Genomic DNA, 18534 nt, shown 5'->3' on the forward strand with positions numbered 1-18534 from the left:
TGCAAACTAGGAGAACAGCATGCCGGATTTCCAGGTCATCCTGGCCGACCTCGGTTGGCCGCTTGCCATTGCCATCGCCTGGCTATTGGGCGAATTCATCCACCGCTGGACCCGGCTGCCGCGCATCAGCGTGTACGGCATCGTCGGCTTCCTGCTGTCGCAGGCATTTCCGGCGGCGCTGACCAGCGGCGCCGCCAGCACGGTCACCACGCTGGCCAACTTCGCTTTCGGCCTGATCCTGTTCGAGTTCGGCTACCGCATCAACCTGCGCTGGCTGCGCATCAATCCCTGGATCCTGGTCACCGGGCTGGTGGAATCGGCCGCCACGTTCGGGGTGGTGTACCTGATCGCCCACCTGACCGGCATGCCGGCGCTGACGTCGCTGCTGCTCGCTTCGCTGGCCATGTCCACCTCGCCGGCCGGCGTGCTGCGCGTGATTAACGAGCAGAACAGCTCGGGCCAGGTGACCGAACGCGTGCTGCACCTGGTGGCCATCAACTGCGTGCTGGCGGTGTTCGTGTTCAAGGTGGTGGTCGGATTCTGGGTGTTCGAAACCTCGGGCAGCCTGACCCAGGCCGTGTCGCATTCGCTGATCGAACTGCTGATCTCGGCAGCGATGGGCGCCATCCTCGGCTTCCTGGTGCCGGCCGTGCTGCGCCGCCTGGGCGCGCTGGCGCAGGATGGCACGATCGCGTTTGCGCTGGGCGTGGTGCTGCTGGTGGCCGGCTCGTCGGCGTTCGAAGTGTCGCCGGTGCTGGCCACGCTGACGTTCGGCCTGGCGGCGCGCCACAGCCGCGTGGCGTTCAGCCGTACCGAGCGCAATTTCGGCGGCATCGGCGAACTGCTGACCGTGCTGCTGTTCGTGTTTGCCGTCTCCACGCTGGAATGGGAACGCGTGGTCGAGGGCGCCAGCCTGGGCATGGTCGTGCTGCTGGCGCGATTCCTGGTCAAGACCGCCAGCACCACCCTGTTTGCCCGGGTGGGCGGCATTTCCTGGCGCAAGGGCGTGCTGACCGGCGTGGCACTGGCGCCGATGTCGGTCTTCGTGACTCTGCTGCTCGAACAGACCCGCTACATGGGCATCGTGCTGGTCGATGAGCTGGCGGCGCTGGCGGCGATGACGCTGGTGCTGGAAGTGCTGGGGCCGATCTTCACCCAGCGCGCGCTGATCTGGGCGGCCGAAACCACCAACAAGGAGAAGTAAGATGCCATTGGAAAAATTCAACGACTCGGCGCCGCTGACCATGGGGGTGGAACTCGAATTGCAACTGGTGAGTTTGTCCGACTACGACCTCACCGCATCGAGCCCGGACCTGCTGCACCTGCTCGGACGCAAGCCGTTCCCCGGCAACGTCACGCCCGAGATCACCGAGAGCATGATCGAGATTAACAGCGACGTCCACACCCGCCACAACGAGCTGGTGGCGCAGTTGCAGGTGATCCGCGATACGCTGGTGCAGGCGGGCGAGCAGCTCAATATCGGCATCTGCGGCGGCGGCACCCACCCGTTCCAGAAGTGGTCGGAGCGGCGCATCTTCGCCAAGCCGCGCTTCAAGGAAGTGTCCGAGCTGTACGGCTACCTGGCCAAGCAGTTCACCATCTTCGGCCAGCACGTGCACGTCGGTTGCGCGTCGGGCGACGATGCGCTGTTCCTGCTGCACGCGCTCAGCCGCTACGTGCCGCATTTCATCGCGCTGTCGTCGTCGTCGCCGTTCGTGCAGGGGAACGACACGCTGTTCAATTCGGCGCGGCTGAACTCGGTGTTCGCATTTCCGATGAGCGGCCGGGCGCCGTTCACGCTGAGCTGGGACAGTTTCGAGCACGAGTACTTCGCCAAGATGGAACACACGGGCGTGATCAAGAGCATGAAGGACTTTTACTGGGACATCCGCCCCAAGCCCGAGTTCGGCACCATCGAGCTGCGCGTGTGCGATACGCCGCTGACGGTGGAGCGCGCCGCCGCCCTGGCTGCCTACCTGCAGGCGCTGTGCGCCTACCTGCTCGAACGGCGCGAACAGGCGCCGGCCGAGGACGACTACCTGGTCTATAACTACAACCGCTTCCAGGCCTGCCGCTTCGGCCTGGACGGCACGCTGGTGCACCCGAAGACCTACGACAGCCTGTCGCTGCGCGAAGACATTCTGACCACGCTGCGCAAGATGGAACCGTACGGCGTAACGCTGGGCGGCACCGAGGGCCTGCAACACCTGGTGCGCGCCACCCACGAGGGCAGCGACGCCCACTACCTGCGCCAGCAGTACGACCGCAGCGGCAGCGCCGAAGGCATGGTCGATGCCGCCATCCACCGCTTCCGCGGCCGTTGATGCCTCCAAGGCGGAAGGTGACCGTCGGCGGTGGATCAAGTGCAAATATGTCCGGCTGTCGGATCATGTCCCTAGCGCGGTCAAGTTAAGAGGAAAGGGTTGGTCTCGTTTGCATAAAAACGTCGTCCCCGCGCAGGCGGGGACCCAATGTGGCCGACATGTCGACGCATCTCGCAGAACTTGGGTACCCGCCTGCGCGGGTACGACGGAGATCAAGACCTTAAGTTGACGGCACTGGGACCTGACCGCGAAACTAGGCCAGCGTGGGGAGCAGCTGGCCGAGGGCGGCGATCTCGAAGGTGGGGATGGCGGTCGAGGTGTTCGGCAAGCGCTCGCGGTTGAACCAGCAGCTGTCGATGCCGTAGCGGTTGGCGCCGAGGATGTCGGCGTCGAGGCGGTCGCCGATGATGATGGCCTGGTCCTTGCTGAACGGCCGCGCCTTTTGCGCCGCGAATTCGAAGAAGCGTGTATCCGGCTTGGCGTGGCCGCAGGCTTGCGAGGTGGCCACAAACGACACATAGTCCTGCAAGCCCGAGCTGGCGATGCGTACCTGCTGGACATGCTCGGCGCCATTGGTGATGATGCCGACTTCGCCAACCGCCGCCAGCGCCGCGCACACCTCGGTGGCGCCGTCGATCAGCACCACCGTGTTGGCCAGCGAGGCCAGGTAAATCTCGCTGGCGGCCTGGGGGTCGAGATCGAGCTGTTGCGCCAGAAAGGTCATGCGGAAGCGCTCGACCTTGAGAAAGTCGGTGGTCACTTCGCCCAGTTCCAGGCTGCGCCACAGCGCCACGTTGATGGCCTGGTACCGTGCAAACAGGCCGTCGGGCAGGGTGTCGAGGCCCAGCACCTGCATGGTGTGCTGGAACGACAGGTGTTCGGAGGCGCGGAAGTCGAGCAGGGTGTCGTCGAGGTCGAACAGGAATAACCGGTGCTTCATGTCGGATCGGGGCAGCGGGTGCCGGGAGTTGCAATCGGCGATGGTAGCATACCGTCCGCCGCCATCGCTAACTGAACCGGGATAGCCCGCTACTGCCACCGGGCTGCTGTCAGCAGCTGTTCCTCAGGCCGAAGCAAACTCTGCCACCCAAGCCGCCACGGCAGCCTCCGGGTAGCCGCGATGGAAACGCTTGCGCCAAGGATAAGCACTGTTGCCCGATCCGTCCTTGAGCTTGATATCGCTGGTATTGCAGATGAACTTGGCCGGGCTGCCGGCAACCACCGTATCAGGCTCGACCGTCCTGTTGACCGAGCTGTGGGCGCCGACCAGCGCTCCTGACTTGACCGTGACACCGGGCAAAACGATCGACATGGTGGCAATGGCGGCAAAATCCTCGATGGTGACACCCATCATGACTTCGCTTGGTGGATGCGGGTCGTTGGTCAATACTACGTAAGGGAAAATCCACACGTAGTTGCCGATGGTCGAATGCTGGCCGATGTGGACGTTGCTGTGGAACTTGACGTAGTCGCCGATGGTGCAGTGGCCCTGGATGTCACCCAGCGTGCCGATCTGGAAACCATCGCCAGCCCTGGTTTTCTCGCGCACCGTGACCCGGTGCCCGGTACTCAGCTTTTCGCCGAATTCGGACCCCTCGTAGAAAACGCTGTGGGAACGGATCAGCGATGATTTCCCGATCACCAGCGGCGCGCCACCGGACAGCGCTGATGGCACGCCGAGCTCGCAATGCGAGCCGATCTGGGTGTCGTCACCGATGATGACGTTGGCGTGGATGATGGTGTAAGGGCCGACGGAGACGCCTTTGCCGAGCTTTGCGCCGCTGTCGATGATCGCTGTCGAATGTATCATTGCTGGTGAACCTTTCTGGTAATGGCCTGCTGAAGCTCGTCTGCCCGGATGGAAAAACGCTCGCTCATGCGCGTGGTCGTCGATCTTACAGCGAGTCGCGCTCCCTGACAATGAACAGCCGCTTGCCCGGGCAGCCTGTATGCCGGGCGGAGCGAGGCCACGTCCCCAGGGGTGCGTGCCCCGGCGTCGCCATCGGGTAGACTGTCGGTCCCATGACGTCCAGGCTGTCCCCGTGAGTACCATCAATCCTGCAGTTTCCGCGTTTGCGCCAGATGCCGACTTTCTGGCGTTGTTCGACGCCGTGCCGTCGCCGTGTCTGGCCGTCACCCCGGCGCTGGTGATCGTGGCGGTCAACGACGCCCATTTGCGCGCCACCGGCGCGCGCCGCGAGCAGCTGCTGGGACGCCGGCTGTTCGATGCCTTTCCCGACAATCCGGCACTCGACCGTCCCGATGGTGCGGCCAATATCGGCGCCGCGATCGCGCGCGTGCTGGACACCAGAATGCCCGATACGCTGCCGGTCCAGCGCTACGATGTGCCGGCCGAAGATGGCATCGGCTTCGTCGAGCGTTACTGGAAGCCGGTGCACGTGCCGGTGCTGGGCGCCGACGGCGCGGTGCGCTACGTGATCCAGCATGCCGAGGACGTCACCCAGCGCGTGCGCGACGCCAACCAGGCCGCCAGCATGCGTTCGGAGCTGGTGGCACAGGCGCAGACCATCCGCGACCAGCATTCGATGGCCGAGCTGTTCCGACAGGCGCCCGTCTTCATGGCCATGCTGGAAGGCCCGTGCCACCGCTACACCTACGTCAACGCAGGCTACCGGCAACTGCTCGACGGCCGTCCGGTGCCGGGCCTGACCGTGGCACAGGCGCTGCCCGAAGCGCAGCAGCAGGGCTTCATCGCACTGCTCGACCAGGTGTACCGCACCGGCACGGCGCACACGGCCAACGGCGTGCGCTGCCTGGTGACGGCGCCCGCGGGCAGCGCCACCACCGAGCGGCATGTCGATTTCATCTACCAGCCGGTGCGCGGCGCCGACGACGCCGTCACCGGCATCCTGGTACACGGCACCGACGTCACCGACCGCGTGCTGCGCGAACTGCGCCGCCACGCGCTGGTGCGCCTGGGCGACGCCGCGCGCCGCGTGCGCCACCCCGAGGACATCCTGATGCAGGCCTGCGTGATCCTCGGCGAAACGCTGGGCGTGAGCCGGGTCGGCTACGGCAGCGTGGACGCCCTGGCGCAGACCTTCACGGTGGCGCGCGAGTGGTCGGCGCCCGGCGCCCGGCTGCCGCCCGCCACGCTGCGCTTCGGCGATTACGGCACCTTTTTCGAGGAGCTGCGGCAGGGCCGGCTGGTGGCCATCGACGATGTCGATTTCGATCCGCGCACGCGCGATGTCGCCGCCGCGCTCAAAGCGCGCAACGCCGGCGCCCTGGTCGACGTGCCCGTGATCGAGCAGGGCGAGCTGGTGGCGCTGATCTTCGTGCACAGCGCGCAGCCGCGCAGCTGGAGCGACGAGGACGTGGCGCTGATCCGCGAGATGGCCGAACGCGCCCGCGCTACCAGCGAGCGGCTGCGCAGCGACATCGCGCTGCGCGCGAGCGAGGCCAGCTTGCGCACCATCGCCAACGCCATGCCGCAAATGGTGTGGTCCACGCTGCCCGACGGCCTGCACGACTACTTCAACCAGCGCTGGTACGACTTCACCGGCATGCCGGTCGGGGCGACCGACGGTGACGCCTGGAACGGCCTGCTGCACGCAGACGACCAGCCGCGCGCCTGGTCCGTGTGGCAGCACTGCCTGGCAAGCGGCGACACCTACGAAATCCAGTACCGGCTGCGCCACGTCTCCGGCCGCTACCACTGGGTGCTGGCGCGCGCGCTGCCGATCCGCGACGACGCCGGCCACATCATCCGCTGGATGGGGACCTGCACCGACATCCACGAACAGAAGCTGGCCGAAGCCGAATGGCGCCAGGCCAGCCAGCGCAAGGACGATTTCCTGGCGATGCTGGCGCACGAGCTGCGCAACCCGCTGGCGCCGATCAGCACCGCCGCCCAGCTGCTCAAGCTGCGCGGCAGCCGCGAGCCAGGGATCGAGCACGCCAGCGACATCATCATCCGCCAGGTCAGGCACATGACCGACCTGGTGGACGATCTGCTCGATGTGTCGCGCGTCACGCGCGGCCTGGTGCAGCTGGAACAGCACGAACTGGAGCTGATGGCCATCGTCCACGGCGCGGTCGAACAGGCGCGCCCCCTGCTCGAAGCGCGCCGCCATGCGCTGGTGCTGCGCCTGCCGCCGGACCAGCTATTCGTGCGCGGCGACAGGACGCGGCTGGTGCAGGCGCTGGCCAACCTGCTCAACAACGCCGCCAAGTACACGCCGCAGGGCGGCGAAGTGGTGCTCGCGCTGGACGTGCGGCGCGACCACGCCGACCGTCATGGCGCTGCAAACGCCGAGGCGGTCCTCTCGGTGACCGACAACGGCATCGGCATGCCGCCCGAACTGCTGCCGCGCGTGTTCGACCTGTTTGCCCAGGCCGAGCGCACGCCGGACCGCGCGCAGGGCGGCCTCGGTCTCGGCCTGGCGCTGGTGAAAAGCATCGCCGTGCTGCACGGTGGCAGCGCGGTTGCCGCCAGCGACGGTGCCGGCAAGGGCAGCACGTTCACCATCGTGCTGCCGCTGCTGTCGCCGGCAGTGCTGGCCGTCGCGGCGCCTGCGGCGCTGCCGCTGGCGCACCTGGCGCCGTCAGCGGCGAGCGCCCGCCAGCGGCGCCTGGTAGTGGTGGACGACAACCAGGACGCCGGCCGCACGCTCGGCGCGCTGCTCGAGGCGCTGGGGCACCAGGTGGCGATTTTCAACGACGCGGAAAGCGCGCTGCGCGCCAGCGCGGCGTGGGAAGCCGATGGGGCAGCGGCGGCGGACGCCTTCATCCTCGATATCGGCCTGCCCGACATGGACGGCTACGAGCTGGCGCGGCGCCTGCGCGCCCGGCCGGCTACTGCGGACAAGCTGCTGATCGCACTGACCGGCTACGGCCAGGCCCACGACCGGGTGCTGTCGAGGGCGGCCGGCTTCGACCACCACTTCGTCAAGCCGGTCGACCACGCGGCGCTGGGCCGGCTGCTGGCCGACCCCACTGTTGTTTCCGGCAACGACCGATAGACACAAAACGGTTTTAACTTGAATTTTAGCAAGAAGCGGCCTATACTTTATGCGAACAAAACTTCGCATTCCGAATAATTGTGGCATCATTGATAGCCGGGCCCGACGTTGTGACGTGTTTTTGATGCTCCTTGGAAGCAGCATGGCCAGGTCGCTGCTCTATAATTCGCATTCCGAACATAGAGGAGTGCAGCATGACAGGACCTATACAGCAACCGCCGGCCGACCCGAAGAACACGGTGCAATCACTGGCCAAGGGTTTCAAGGTATTGCAGGCGTTTACGGCGCAGGAGCCGGAATTGACGATGGCCGAAGTGGCGCGCAAGGCGGGCCTCGATAACGCCACCGCATTCCGCTTTCTCAACACGCTGGTGGGCCTCGGCTACGTGACCAAGGTGGGGGAGAGCCGGCTGTTCCGGCTCTCGCTCAAGGTGCTGGACCTCGGATTCGACGCCATCGCGCGTTCCGACCTGCGCACGCTGGCCCGGCCCATCCTGCGCGGCCTGGTCGGCGAGGTGAGCGAGGCGGCGTCGATCGGGGTGCTCGACGGCAGCAGCGTGGTGTACGTGGAACGGGTGCAGGCGGGACTGGCGCAACTGGGCGTCGATGTGCGCATCGGCAGCCGGGTGGCAGCGTATTCGAGCGCGGTAGGGCAGGCCATCCTGGCCTGGCTGCCGCAGGATGCGCAACTGAAGGTGCTGCGCGGCCAGCCGCTGGTCAGGCTGACGGCGACCACGCTGACCGATATCGACGCCCTGCTCGAACGCCTGGCGCAGGTGCGGGCCCTGGGCTATGCGATGTCGAACCAGGAAACCGTGTCCGGCGTGTACGTGATGGCAGCGCCCGTGCTCGATGTCGATGGCTTGCCGGTGGCCTCGCTCAGCGTGGCCGCCCCCGCCAGCCGCAGCAGCTTGCAGCAGTTCGAGCAGGACACGAGGGCGGCAGTGGTGGCGGCGGCAGGGCAGCTGGCGCGCGCGCTGCAGACCACCGGCGGCTATGTCGGCCAGGACCGCTAGGTCCGCGCGATGACTGTCCTGGGCCAGGCCGGACCTGCCGGGGCTGCCGTCATCGTGGCGATGGTGGTGGTGTACATCGCGCTCACGGCGGCGCTGACCGCGCGCCTGCGCAGCCGCACCGCCAGCGAGTTCATGGTCGGCGCGCGCACGCTGCCGGCCGTGGTGGTGGGGGTGTTGATGGTGTCCGAATTTGTCGGCGCCAAGTCCGCTGTCGGCACCGCGCAGGCGGCGTTCGAGTCGGGCATGGCGGCGTCGTGGGCGGTGCTGAGCGCGGCCATCGGCTTTCCGCTGTTCGGGCTGGTGTTCGCGCGCAAAGTGTACAACTCGGGCGAGTACACGATCTCCGGGGCGATCTTCCAGCGCTACGGGCGGGCGACCCAGATGACGGTGTCGCTGGTGATGATCTACGCACTGTTGCTGGTCAACGTGGGCAATTACATGAGCGGCGCGGCGGCCATCGCCACGGTGCTGCAAGTGAGCCTGCCGCTGGCGGCGGTGGTGATCGCGGCGGTCAGCACCTTCTATTTCGCCTTTGGCGGGATGAAGAGCCTGGCCTACGTCACGCTGCTGCACAGCGCCGTCAAGTACCTGGGCGTGCTGGTGGTGCTGGCGGTGGCGCTGAAACTGACGGGGGGCGTGGCGCCGATGGTGGCCACGCTGCCGGCATGGTATTTCACGTGGGACGGCGCATTCGGCGCCTCGACCATCGTAGCGTTTTTTATCGGGAATATCGGGGCGATTTTCTCGACGCAGTACATCATCCAGGCGATTTCATCGACCCGGAGCGCCAACGCGGCACGCCGCGCGACGTTTATCGCGGGCTGGCTGGCGCTGCCGATCGGGATCGCACTGGGCCTGATCGGCGTGGCGGCGCGGTATCTGCACCCGGACATGCCCAGCCTGTACGCGCTGCCGGTGTTCATGCAGAGCATGAATGTGGTCCTGGCCGGGCTGGTGGCGGTGTCGCTGGTGGCGGCAGTGTTTGCCGGGGTGAGCGCCGTGTCGCTGGCGATCGCTTCGCTGGCGGTGCGCGATTTTTACGTGCCGCTGTGCCGTCCCACGCCGGAGCGCGAGTTGCGCGCCACGCGGGCGATGGCCTGGGCGATCGGGCTGGTGCCGCTGGTGTTCGTGCTGTTTGCGCCGGGCTTGTTGCAGCTGTCGTTTTTTACGCGTGCGCTGCGGCTGTCGATTTCGGTCGTGGCCGTGATCGGCCTGTATTTACCTTGGTCTGGCGGCAGGCGCGGCGCCATGTGGGGACTGCTGGCGGCCAGTGTGGCCACCACCGTCTGGTACCTGCTGGGGGATCCCTGGGGTATCGACAATATGTATATCGCGCTGGTGACACCAGCGATCGTGATTCTGGCCGGGCGGGTGCTCGGTCGTGGGGGCAGCGTCGAATAACAGGCGCTGCCTGTTTTTTGTCGCTCTGCGACCATTTTGGAGATGATGCAAGCGCTGTTCCGCCTGGAAGCCGGGCCGGACACCGCGCTTGCCAGTGCATATGAACCAACCTCAATTCCTGATCCTGGGCGGCTTGCTGCTGTCCGGCGCCTGCGGCACCGTTGCCGCCCAAACCAGCGGCTCGAATGTCAGCATGTACGGCATCGTCGACGTGGCCGTCACGCGCATCGACCACCTGCCGGGCGGCGCCAAGACCTTTATGCGATCCGGGCCCAAGGACGGGAACCGGCTCGGTTTCCAGGGTTCGGAAGACCTGGGCGGCGGCACCCAGGCCATCTTCAAGCTCGAAGCAGGTTTCAACACCGACGACGGCACCGCCGGCCAGGCGGGCAGCCTGTTCAACCGCGCCGCCTTTGTCGGCCTGACCAACAAGCAGGTCGGCACGCTGACCGTGGGCCGCCAGTATTCGTCGTACTTCGACGCCCTGAATGCGTTCGGGCCGGTGCCGGTCGTGACCGGCGCTGCCGGCGACCACCCGGGCGATATCGACGGCTTCGACATCACCATCCGCCACAACAATGCGATCAAGTACACCTCGCCCAAGATGCACGGCGTGACGGCAGGCGCCATGGTCGCGGCCGGCGAGCAGGCCGGCCACACGGGCAGCGGCGGGTCGGCGGCCGCTTCGGTCAAGTTCGACGGCAGCCACTGGCACCACGCGCTCGGCTACCAGCTGCTGAAAAACGGTCCGAGCCAGCTGAACTGGGATACCAATGCGTCGAGCAGCTTTTCCAAGTCGCCGCTCAACGCCGGCTACCTGTCCGCGCGCGACGTGCAGTACCTGGCCGCCGCTTCGCGCTACGAGACCGGCGCCGTGACCTTCGGCGGCTCGGTCAGCAATGTGCAATACACGCCCAACGCCAGTTCCGTGTTCCGTGACAAGGCGATCTTCAACACCGGCGCGCTGCTGGCGTCGTGGCAGACGGCCAGCCCGTGGCTGCTCGGCGCCGGCCTCACCTACACCCGCGCCACCAGCGCCAACGGCATCAGCGACGGCGCGCGCTACCGCCAGTTCTCGCTGCAGCAGGCGTACGGGTTCAGCAAGCGCACCTCGGTGTACCTGCTCGAAGCGGTGCAGCGCGCCAGCGGCAAGACCCTGGGCGCGAACGGCCGCACGATCATCGCGGCGGACGCCGTGATCGGCACTTCGCAGGCCGGCCTGGTCGGCGACGGTCCGCGCCAGACCATGCTGGCCCTGGGCCTGCGCCACTCGTTCTGACGCGCTGGCGGGGCAGGGCCGCTGGTCCGGCCCCGCTTCGCGTCCGGCCTTTTTACAGGATTCGATATGTCTCTCTCAAGACGCAAATTTTTGCTGGGCGCCACCGTCATCGTCGGCGCCTGGGTGACCTGGGGTACGGTGCCGGCGTGGGGCGTGGCGACGCCGCCGGCCCCGGCCCCGGCCCGTGCCCATACCGCGCAGTTCATGAAGGTGTCCCGCCTGCTGATCAACCACCAGCTCGACGACGCGGTCGGCGCGCGTATCGCAGCCGCGGCAGCCGCCAAGTACCCGGACATGCCGCGCATGCTGACGGCCATTGCCGAGCTGGCGCAGGCCAGGCAGGCAAAACAGGTGGAAGACTTCTTCGCCGACATCGCCGAAGGTCCGCTGCAGGAATTCGCGCACTGGGTGATCTTTGCCTGGTACACCGGCTGCTCGTCGCCAAAAAAGGATGCGCAGCTGTTCACCTACGAACAGGCGCTCACCTACAAGACCACGGCCGACGCCGTGGCCATGCCGTCTTACGGCTTTTCCGGCCCCAATCTGTGGAGCCGTCCGATAGTCCCGCTGTCCAGCATGCCGGTCTTCTGATCGAAGGAACACATAAATGCCCAACCCTACTAGCGCCGATGTCGTCATCGTCGGCACCGGCGTCGTCGGCGTTTCAATCGCCGAAACGCTGCTCGACGCCGGCCTGTCCGTGCTGATGCTCGAAGCCGGCCCGCGCGTGGCGCGCGCCGAAATCGTGGAAAACTTCCGTAACCTGCCGCTGGCGCTCAAGGGAGATCCGTCTTCCTGCTACCCGCCGGCGGCCTGGGCCCCGCATCCGATGGCCTCGGTCGAGACGCCGCAGGACGCCTACCTGCAGCTCTCCGGGCCCGACCGCTATGCGCAGAGCTATATCCGCTACGCCGGCGGCTCGACCTGGCACTGGGCCGGCACCTGCTGGCGCCTGACGCCGGAAGACATGCGCCTGAAAACGCTCTACGGTGTGGGCCGCGACTGGGCGTTCGACTACCAGACGCTGGAGCCGTACTACACCCGCACCGAATATGCGCTGGGCATCTGCGGTCCGTCGGCACCGGCCGAGCAATGGCCGCCCGTGACCGACACCGCCAAACGCTCGAAACCGTATCCGATGCCGCCGCTGCCGTTCGGCCCCGGCGAACAGCGCTTCACCGACGTGGTGAAAACGCTTGGTTACCACAATATCCCGACCGCGCAGGCCCGCAACAGCGGCACGTCGTACGACGACCGCCCGGCCTGCTGCGCCAACAACAACTGCGTGCCCGTGTGCCCGGTGGGCGCCAAGTACGACGCCGCCACGGCACTGTCGCGCATCGAGGCGAAAGGCGCAACGATCACCGCCAACGCGGTGGCCTACCGCCTCGAGACCGACGCCGCCAACCGCGTGGTCGCCGTCAACTACTACGACCAGCACAAGGCCAGCCACCGCGTCACGGGCAAGCTGTTCGTGCTGGCCTGTAACGGCATCGAAACGCCGAAACTGCTGCTGATGTCGAAGAACGACCGCAACCCGAACGGCCTGGCCAACAGCAGCGACCAGGTCGGCCGCAACATGATGGACCACCCGCAGCTGACCATGACGCTGACGCTCGAAGAGCCGTTCTGGGCCGGCGTGGGACCGGTGGTCAACAGCGGCATCATGGAAACCTCGCAGGGCGCGTTCCGCAGCGAGCACGCCGGCGCCTACTTCCGCTTCAATAATTTCGCCCGCAACCGCTTCGTCACGTTCGCGGCGCTGAAAAAAGGCCTGGTGGGCAAGGCGCTGGACGCCGAGATCCGCCGCATGACGGCCTGCACCGCCGACGTGGTGCTGGCGCACGAGGTGCTGCCCGACCCGAACAACCGCCTGACGCTGTCCGACAAGACCGACTGGCTCGGCCTGCCGAAACCGGCGATCCACTACGACGTGGGCGACTACACGCGCAGGTCGGCCGAGGTGTACTCGGTCCCGATCGGCAAGCGGATCGCCCAGGCCATGGGCGCCACCGACATCAAGCTCAGTCCCCAGTTCAACCAGAGCAAGCACATCATGGGCGGCACCATCATGGGCCTTGACCACCGCGATTCCGTGGTCGATGCCGATTGCCGCGCCTGGGACCACGACAACCTGTTTTTGCCCGGGGGCGGCGCCATGGCCAGCACGGCCTGCGGCAACAGCACCATCACCATGGTGTCGCTGGCGTTCAAGGCCGCCGACGCGATGGTGCGTCAGATGAAGGGGGCATGATGAAAGCAGCATTGAACTTTTTGCTGGCGCTGATGCTGCCGGGCGCGGTGCTGGCAGCGCCGGCGCAGCCGTTCGATGCGGCCACCGTCGCGCGCGGCAAATACCTGGCCACCGCGTCGGACTGCATGGCCTGTCACACGGCGCACCACGGTCAGCCGATGGCGGGCGGGCTGGTGATGTCGTCGCCGGTGGGTGAGATCGTCTCGACCAACATCACGCCGTCGCGCGAGCACGGCATCGGCAAGTACACCGCGCAGCAGTTCAGCGACGCGGTACGCAAGGGCGTGCGCGCCGACGGCCAGATGCTGTATCCGGCCATGCCCTACACGGCGTACGCCAGGATGACGGACGCCGATGTCAACGCCATGTACGCGTACTTCATGCAGGGCGTGCCGGCGGTGGACCGGCCCACCACGCCAACGAGCCTGCCGTTCCCGATGAACATCCGGCTGTCGATGAAGGCGTGGAACGCGCTGTTCCTGGATCAGCAGCCGTTGCGGCCCGAGCCGCAGCGCTCGGCGCAATGGCTGCGCGGCCAGTACCTGGCCGAAGGCGCCGCCCACTGCAGCACTTGCCACACGCCGCGCGGCGCGCTGATGCAGGAGGATAAGACACGCCACCTGTCCGGCGCCCAGGTCGGCCCGTGGTATGCGCCGAACATCACCTCGCATCCTGTCGCCGGCATCGGCGCCTGGACCGAGGCCGAGGTGGTGCAGTACCTGCAGACGGGCCGCGTGGCCGGCAAGGCGCAGGCGGCGGGCAGCATGGCCGAGGCCATCAGCCTCAGTTTCAGCCACCTGGAACCGGGCGACCTGCGGGCCATCGCCGTGTATATCAAGTCGCTGCCGCCGTCGGTCGGCCATGGCGACCAGTCGGCCGGTCCGTCGCGTTTCGAGCAGGGCAAGGCGGGCAATGCGCTCGACAAGATCCGTGGCGTGCCTTACCAGGAGAATATCAAGGGCGCCAACCTTGGCGCGCAGGTGTTCTCGGCCAACTGCGCCTCGTGCCACGGCGCCAGCGGCCAGGGCACCAGCGATGCTTATTACCCAAGCCTGTTCCACAATTCGGCCACCGTCAACACCAACAACCTGCTGGCCACCATCCTGCTCGGCGTGGACCGCAAGACGGCTGACGGCCACGTGTTCATGCCGCCGTTCGGCGACCAGGTCAACGCCGTCAACCACCTGAGCGACACCGAGGTGGCCGCGCTGGCCAACTACATGCTGGTGCAGTTCGGTCCCGGCCAGGCTGCCGCCACCGTCACGCCGGAGGCAGTGGCGCAGGTGCGCCAGGGCGGTCCGCAGTCGAACCTGCTGACGCTGGCCCGCGCCGGCATGGTGCTCGGCGCACTGGCCGTAGCCTTGCTGATCGTCTTCATCCTGCGTCGCCGCAAGCGCGCCGGCGCCAACTAAGGAATCCCATGCATAGCAAACACACTTCGCGGCGCAGTGCGCTCAAGGCGCTGGGTGCGCTCGGTGCGCTGACATTGTCTGGCGTCGCCAGCCAGCTGCTGCTTTCCACCCGCGCCGGCGCGGCCATCGCCCCGGCTGGGCCGGGACTGACCGACTTTATCGCCGTCTCGCGCACGCTGACCGGCAAGGCCGAGATCAATCCCACGCTGGCGCTGGCGCTGTACCAGGCGTTCGTCAAGCAGGCGCCCGACACCGATGCGGCGCTGGCGCGCCTGAACGCCACGCTGGGCGCCGGCGAAGTGCTGGCGCAGGACGACAAGACCACGTTCACCGAAGCGCAGAAGGCCGACCAGGCGCTGTCGCAGGCGATCTTGCAGGCCTGGTACCTGGGCGTGGTCGGCAAGGGCAAGAAGTCGGTGTGCGTGGCCTATGCCGATACCTTGTCCAACCTGGCCGTGGCCGACGTGCTGGTGCCGCCGAGTTTTTCCTACGGCCCGTGCGGCAGCTGGTCCGCCCAACCTCAAGCCCTGAACAAGTAAAGACAACCTATGAATACTATCAATTCTGCCGACATCTGCGTGATCGGCGGCGGCATCTGCGGCGCGCTGCTGGCGCGCAAGCTGGCGCTGGCCGGCAGCTCGGTGCTGATGCTCGAATCGGGGCCGCGCGTCGGCCGCGGCGAACTGGTCGAGCGCTATCGCCATTCCGCCTTCAAATCGGACTTCATGGCGCCGTACCCGTTTTCGGAAATGTCGCCGCACCCGGTGTTTTCGCCGGAAGCGAACAAGTACATCGAACAGGTCGGACCGCACCCGTTCCAGGCACAGTACATCCGCATGCTGGGCGGCACCAGCTGGCACTGGGCGGCGCAGATGTGGCGCTACCTCCCTTCGGACTTCAAGACCCAGTCGCTGTATGGCGTCGGCAAAGACTGGCCGATCAGCTACGAAGAGCTGGAGCCGTACTACTGCGAGGCCGAAGTCATCGCCGGCGTCGGCGGTTCGACCGAAACCGGCTCGCCGCGTTCGCAGCCGTTCCCGATGGAGACGGTGCCGGCATCGTACTTCCAGCAGCGCGTGACCGCGCGCCTGGCGCCGGACTTCAAGGTGCTCGACGACTGCACCGCGCGTAACAGCCGCAGCTTCGATGGCCGTCCGGCCTGCTGCGGCAACAACAACTGCATGCCGCTGTGCCCGATCGACGCCCAGTACCACGGCGGCATCGCCGCCACCAGTGCCGAAAAGGCGGGCGTCCGCACCATCACCGAAGCGGTGGTGTACAAGCTCGAACATGACGCCCGCGGCGCCATCACGGCGGTGCACTACTACGACTGGAACAAGACCAGCCACCGCGTCACGGCCAAGACCTTCGTCATCGCCGCCAACGCCATCGAATCGGTCAAGCTGCTGCTGATGTCGGCCAGCCCGGCATTCCCGACCGGCCTGGCCAACCGCAGCGACCAGATGGGACGCAACCTGTGCGACCACCCGGCCATCGGTGTGACCTTCGATGTCGATGAGCCGATCTGGCCGGGCCGGGGCCCGGTGAGTCCGTGCTCGATCGGCCAGTTCCGCGACGGCGAATTCCGCCGCGATCATGCACCGTTCCGCATCGATATCTCGAACGCCTCGCAAGTGGCGTCGGTGACCAAAGAGCTGATCGGCGCCGGCTATTACGGCGTCAAGCTCGAAGGCGCAATCCGCGACCGCGCGGCGCGCCGCGTGAGCATCAAGAACGCGCTCGAGCAGCTGCCGGACCCGAACAACCGCGTGACCCTGAGCGACAAGCGCGACGCGCTGGGGCTGCCCACGCCGCGCATCTACTGGGACATCGACGACTACGTCAAGCAGGGCACGGTCGAAACGCGCAAGCGCTACGACGAGATCGCCAAACAGCTGGGCGCGACCAATATCAAGCACAGCAAGGAAGGTGCGTTCAGCAACCGCCAGCACATCACCGGCACCCTGTCGATGGGCAAGGACGAGCGGAGCAGCGTGACCGATCCGTTCGGCCGCGCGCACGATCACCCGAACCTGTACATGGTCGGCACCGGCGTGATGCCCACCGTGGGCACCTGCAACGTCACGCTGACCGCCGTGGCGCTGGCGCTGCGGACGGCGGACAAGATCCTGTCGGAGGCCCGTCATGCGTGAATCCTGCCGTCCCCCCGCGCGCGCCAGATGCGCCGGTACCGTGCATAAGTCCGTACTCAGCGGATGGCCTGCCGCCGTGGTAAATTCTGTGTCCAATTCCGTGTCCAACTCTGTGCGCAAAGCTGTGCGCAAAGCTGCGTTCAACGAGGCGCTCAGCGCCGTGCTCAACGCCGTGCGCCATGCCGTGCATGGGCGCCTGGCCGCTGCCGCATGGTTCGTGCTTGCCGCCGGCTTCGGCGCACTCCATGCGCCGGCGCAGGCAACCGGGCAGCCGCTCAAAACCGGCGCCACGCCGGCGCTGGTGGAACGGGGCAGGAGCCTGGCCGTGGCCGGCGACTGCATGGCCTGCCATAGCGCACCCGCGCGTCCTGCCTACACTGGCGGCCTGGCCATCGCCAGCCCGCTCGGCACGATTTATTCGACCAACATCACGCCGTCCGTCAAGTCGGGCATCGGCGCCTACACCCTGGCGCAGTTCAGCCGCGCGGTGCGCGCCGGCGTGCGCGGCGACGGCAGCCACCTGTACCCGGCCATGCCTTACACCGCGTACGCGAAGATGACCGACGACGATACCGCCGCGCTGTACGCCTACTTCATGCACGGCGTGGCTGCCGACGACACGCCGGCGCCGGCCACCAGCCTGCCGTTCCCGTTCAATCTCCGCCTGTCGATGGCGGTGTGGAATGCGCTGTATCTCGACCGCCAGCCGTACCAGGCCGACAAATCGAAGTCGGTGGAATGGAACCGCGGCGCCTACCTGGCGACGGGACTGGCCCATTGCGCGACCTGCCACACGCCGCGCAACTTCCTGATGGCCGAGAAATCGTCCGAATACCTGCGCGGGGGCTCGCTCGGTACCTGGTATGCGCCCGATATCACGCCGGGCGCACTGGCCGCCGCCGGCTGGGACCCGGCAACGCTGCAGCAATACCTGGCAACCGGCCACGCCCCGAACGGCGCCACCGCCGGCGGTCCGATGCGCGAAGCGATCGACAAGAGCTTTTCGAGGATGGATCCGCAGGACGTCAAGGCGATCTCGGTGTACCTGACCACGCCGGCGGCGGCAGGCGCAGCGGCGCCGATGGCTAGCTCGGCGCCAGTAGCTTCGCCGGCTACGCCAGCGCCAGGAGTTCCGCCAAACTCGCCCGCACCAGCAGCCACGCCTGCTTCCGCAATTCCCGCAGGTGCGCCAGCGCTGCAAGTTCGGCCAGCTGCGCCGGCGCCGGGGGCCAGGCTGCCGGCCAGCGATATCGCGGAAATGGCCGGCAAGATCGGCGCCGGCGAGCGCCTGTACCGCAACAACTGCGCGTCCTGCCACCAGATCGACGGCGACGGCGTGCGCGGCCTGCCGGCCTTGCGCAACCATCCGTCGCTGCGCCATCCGACTGCCGATAACGTGGGCATGGCAGTCCTGGAAGGGATATGGCCCGAGCACGGGCAAGGCATGCCCGGCTTCGGCGACGAACTGACCGACCGCGACGTGGCCGAGCTGACCAACTACGTGATGGCCACGTTCGGCCAGAGCAAGGTGACCATCACCGAGCAGCGCGTGCGGGCATTGCGCGCCGGCGGCGAGCCGTCGCCGCTCCTGCTGCTGGCGCGCGCGGCCATGGCGCTGGGCGTGCTGGCCATCGTCGCCGGACTGGCGCTGCTGGCGCACCGCTGGCGCCAGCGCACACATCAAGGGCACACCGCCATCAACTGAAGCAC

The 18534-nt window shown here is 67.0% G+C and carries 14 protein-coding genes; 12 read left to right on the forward strand and 2 right to left on the reverse strand.

The genetic code is table 11. The features are described from left to right. Positions 1–19 precede the first annotated feature (19 nt). Positions 20–1204, forward strand: a complete 1185-nt coding sequence (locus ASF61_RS09405; RefSeq protein ID WP_056154403.1) for a cation:proton antiporter — start codon at positions 20–22, stop codon at positions 1202–1204. A 1-nt stretch (position 1205) separates the two neighbouring features. Beyond that, complete coding sequence (locus ASF61_RS09410; protein ID WP_056154406.1) at positions 1206–2324, forward strand: YbdK family carboxylate-amine ligase; 1119 nt, start codon at positions 1206–1208, stop codon at positions 2322–2324. A gap of 253 nt (positions 2325–2577) precedes the next feature. Here ASF61_RS09410 and ASF61_RS09415 read toward each other — a convergent pair whose 3' ends face one another. Both ASF61_RS09415 and ASF61_RS09420 read right to left on the reverse strand, forming a co-directional pair. Further along, complete coding sequence (locus ASF61_RS09415) at positions 2578–3264, reverse strand: YjjG family noncanonical pyrimidine nucleotidase (RefSeq protein ID WP_056154408.1); 687 nt, start codon at positions 3262–3264, stop codon at positions 2578–2580. 123 nt (positions 3265–3387) lie between these two features. Continuing rightward, positions 3388–4134: an N-acetyltransferase gene (locus ASF61_RS09420; protein WP_056154412.1), complete on the reverse strand. Its 747-nt coding sequence runs from the start codon at positions 4132–4134 to the stop codon at positions 3388–3390. Between the two features lie 232 nt (positions 4135–4366). Between ASF61_RS09420 and ASF61_RS09425 the strand changes: the two genes are divergently transcribed. The 10 genes from ASF61_RS09425 (at position 4367) to ASF61_RS23720 (ending at position 18529) form a co-directional block, all read left to right on the forward strand. Continuing rightward, positions 4367–7309: a PAS domain-containing protein gene (locus ASF61_RS09425; protein WP_162241982.1), complete on the forward strand. Its 2943-nt coding sequence runs from the start codon at positions 4367–4369 to the stop codon at positions 7307–7309. Between the two features lie 194 nt (positions 7310–7503). Beyond that, positions 7504–8325: an IclR family transcriptional regulator gene (locus ASF61_RS09430; RefSeq protein WP_056154417.1), complete on the forward strand. Its 822-nt coding sequence runs from the start codon at positions 7504–7506 to the stop codon at positions 8323–8325. A 9-nt stretch (positions 8326–8334) separates the two neighbouring features. Continuing rightward, positions 8335–9726, forward strand: a complete 1392-nt coding sequence (locus ASF61_RS09435) for a sodium:solute symporter family protein (protein WP_056154420.1) — start codon at positions 8335–8337, stop codon at positions 9724–9726. A gap of 100 nt (positions 9727–9826) precedes the next feature. Further along, positions 9827–11005 carry a porin gene (locus ASF61_RS09440; protein ID WP_056154423.1) on the forward strand — a complete coding sequence of 393 codons (1179 nt, stop codon included), beginning with the start codon at positions 9827–9829 and terminating at the stop codon, positions 11003–11005. A 66-nt stretch (positions 11006–11071) separates the two neighbouring features. Next, complete coding sequence (locus tag ASF61_RS09445; RefSeq protein WP_056154426.1) at positions 11072–11596, forward strand: sugar dehydrogenase complex small subunit; 525 nt, start codon at positions 11072–11074, stop codon at positions 11594–11596. Between the two features lie 16 nt (positions 11597–11612). After that, a complete protein-coding gene (locus ASF61_RS09450; protein ID WP_056154428.1) occupies positions 11613–13259 on the forward strand; it encodes a GMC family oxidoreductase in 1647 nt (548 codons plus the stop codon). Then, positions 13256–14671, forward strand: coding sequence for a cytochrome c (locus ASF61_RS09455; RefSeq protein ID WP_056154431.1), 1416 nt, complete (start codon positions 13256–13258; stop codon positions 14669–14671). The genes ASF61_RS09450 and ASF61_RS09455 overlap by 4 nt, the downstream gene beginning before the upstream one ends. Before the next feature lie 8 nt (positions 14672–14679). Beyond that, entirely contained in the window at positions 14680–15210 is a 531-nt protein-coding gene (locus ASF61_RS09460; protein ID WP_056154433.1) for a sugar dehydrogenase complex small subunit, read from the forward strand. A 9-nt stretch (positions 15211–15219) separates the two neighbouring features. Then, positions 15220–16824 (forward strand): GMC family oxidoreductase, encoded by a 1605-nt coding sequence (locus ASF61_RS09465; protein WP_056154436.1) that lies wholly within the window; start codon positions 15220–15222, stop codon positions 16822–16824. 124 nt (positions 16825–16948) lie between these two features. Beyond that, positions 16949–18529 (forward strand): cytochrome c, encoded by a 1581-nt coding sequence (locus tag ASF61_RS23720; protein WP_229205778.1) that lies wholly within the window; start codon positions 16949–16951, stop codon positions 18527–18529. Positions 18530–18534 lie beyond the last annotated feature (5 nt).

The organism is Duganella sp. Leaf126 (assembly GCF_001423125.1).
Lineage (GTDB): Bacteria > Pseudomonadota > Gammaproteobacteria > Burkholderiales > Burkholderiaceae_D > Rugamonas.

Bases quoted from the DNA above. Each gene is read 5' to 3' on its own strand.
- ASF61_RS09405 (WP_056154403.1), top strand. From the start codon at position 20: ATGCCGGATTTCCAGGTCATCCTGGCCGACCTCGGTTGGCCGCTTGCC.
- ASF61_RS09410 (WP_056154406.1), top strand. From the start codon at position 1,206: ATGCCATTGGAAAAATTCAACGACTCGGCGCCGCTGACCATGGGGGTG.
- ASF61_RS09415 (WP_056154408.1), bottom strand. From the start codon at position 3,264: ATGAAGCACCGGTTATTCCTGTTCGACCTCGACGACACCCTGCTCGAC.
- ASF61_RS09420 (WP_056154412.1), bottom strand. From the start codon at position 4,134: ATGATACATTCGACAGCGATCATCGACAGCGGCGCAAAGCTCGGCAAA.
- ASF61_RS09430 (WP_056154417.1), top strand. From the start codon at position 7,504: ATGACAGGACCTATACAGCAACCGCCGGCCGACCCGAAGAACACGGTG.
- ASF61_RS09435 (WP_056154420.1), top strand. From the start codon at position 8,335: ATGACTGTCCTGGGCCAGGCCGGACCTGCCGGGGCTGCCGTCATCGTG.
- ASF61_RS09440 (WP_056154423.1), top strand. From the start codon at position 9,827: ATGAACCAACCTCAATTCCTGATCCTGGGCGGCTTGCTGCTGTCCGGC.
- ASF61_RS09445 (WP_056154426.1), top strand. From the start codon at position 11,072: ATGTCTCTCTCAAGACGCAAATTTTTGCTGGGCGCCACCGTCATCGTC.
- ASF61_RS09450 (WP_056154428.1), top strand. From the start codon at position 11,613: ATGCCCAACCCTACTAGCGCCGATGTCGTCATCGTCGGCACCGGCGTC.
- ASF61_RS09455 (WP_056154431.1), top strand. From the start codon at position 13,256: ATGATGAAAGCAGCATTGAACTTTTTGCTGGCGCTGATGCTGCCGGGC.
- ASF61_RS09460 (WP_056154433.1), top strand. From the start codon at position 14,680: ATGCATAGCAAACACACTTCGCGGCGCAGTGCGCTCAAGGCGCTGGGT.
- ASF61_RS09465 (WP_056154436.1), top strand. From the start codon at position 15,220: ATGAATACTATCAATTCTGCCGACATCTGCGTGATCGGCGGCGGCATC.